Source organism: Mesorhizobium sp. M0244 (genome assembly GCF_040321795.1).
Lineage (GTDB): Bacteria > Pseudomonadota > Alphaproteobacteria > Rhizobiales > Rhizobiaceae > Mesorhizobium.
Window position 1 is genome coordinate 1 of record NZ_JAMYSE010000210.1, and the last position, 1,605, is coordinate 1,605.

Annotated in this window: 1 protein-coding gene; it reads left to right on the forward strand. The window is 63.9% G+C overall.

What is annotated here, in order from left to right; all coding sequences use genetic code 11:
- Window positions 1–260: 260 nt before the first annotated feature.
- Entirely contained in the window at window positions 261–1,490 is a 1,230-nt protein-coding gene (locus NKJ08_RS38670) for an IS110 family RNA-guided transposase (RefSeq protein ID WP_352516351.1), read from the forward strand.
- Window positions 1,491–1,605: the final 115 nt, after the last annotated feature.

A 1,605-nucleotide genomic window follows, 5' to 3' on the forward strand; every position in this document is an offset into this window, starting at 1 on the left:
TTATCCGGTATGTGATCTGTGGTGCCTTTTCGTCCTGCTGTTCTTGTTTTGGAACGGCCTTATGGTGAGCCCATCCGGGACGTGGGGCACCGGGAGCACGAAGGTGCAGGCAGGCCGTCAATAGACCGTGGGCTGAGAGCCCGAGCTCGTTACATGGCCGCCCCTCGCGACTTTCCCGGATGCGCTGCGAGCGCGGATCAGTAGATGTCGTGTTGCCCGCCAGCTCCCGTCTTTGACCGAGCCAAGAAGGAGGAACGGGCATGCGCATCATCGGACTGGATATCCATCGCGCCTTCGCCGAGGCGGTAGCTTGGGAGGACGGCAGGCTCAGGCGGCTGGGTCGTGTCGACATGCGGCGCGATCTGCTGGATGCCTTCGCCGCAAAGCTGTCGTTGGATGATGTCGTGGTGATCGAGGCGACGGGCAACGCGTCCTCGGCCGCCGCGGTTGTCGCGCCGCATGTGAAGAAAGTGGTGATCGCAAACCCCAAGCAGGTGCGCATCATCGCCTATGCCAAGATCAAGACGGACACGATCGATGCCAGCGTTCTGGCGCAGCTCTATGCCAGCGGCTTCCTGCCGGAAGTCTGGATTCCGGATGAGCCGACGCAGGCTCTGCGTCGACAGGTGACACGGCGCAATCAGATTGTCCGGCAGAGGTCTCGATTGAAGAACGTCATCCAGTCGATCCTTCATAGCCACCTGATCCCGTCCTGCCCGCATGCCGACCTGTGCGGCACTAAGGGCCGGTCATGGTTGAGCGAGCAGGTCGTGCCGCAGGACGAGCGCCTCGCGATCGATCGGCATCTGCGCGAGTTCGACCGATTGGGCGAAGACCTCCAGGTCATCGAACGCGATCTTGCCCGCTCGGCTCTCGCGGATGAAGGCGTGAAGCGGCTGATGACCATTCCCGGGGTCGACATGACCGTCGCGCTGGCGATGAAGGCGGCGATCGGCGACGTGTCGCGCTTCGACGATCCGCAGAAGCTCGTGAGCTATCTCGGGTTGAACCCAAGCGTCCGACAGTCCGGGCCAGGTCCGGCCTACCATGGGCGGATCACCAAGCAGGGCCGTGGTCATGCGCGCGGCATGCTCGTCGAGGCGGCCTGGGCGGCCGCTCGTGCTCCCGGACCGTTGCGAGCCTTCTTCCTGCGTGTGCGAGCCCGGCGCGGGCAGCATGTCGCGGCCGTGGCAACCGCACGCAAACTCTCTGTCGTGATCTGGCATCTGTTGATGAAGGGCGAGAGTTACGCGTGGGCTCGACCCTCCCTGCATGCCAAGAAGCTGCGCGATGTGGAACTCAAGGCCGGGAGCAAGGCCGTGCGCGGCCAAAAGGGGGCCGCGCACGCCTACAACATCAAGAGCCACCGGGAAGAAGAGCGCCGGTGGGTGGAGCAGGCCGAGAGCGCCTATGCACGCTTCGTCGCCGGTTGGAACCCGCGAGGCCCGAGAAAGGCGCGCACGGATGCCGCAAACGAGGTGCGACGATAGAAGCTGCGCGGCAGGGCTCTCACCTCGGACCCTGCTCTTCGCCACGCGGTCGTCCGTGCGCGACAGGAGAATAGCGCAGATTTATCAAAAAGGCTCTTGTCGATCACATCAGTGG

What these genes read in the sequence shown, in the direction of transcription:
- NKJ08_RS38670 (WP_352516351.1), top strand. Translation starts at nt 261, where the DNA reads ATGCGCATCATCGGACTGGATATCCATCGCGCCTTCGCCGAGGCGGTA.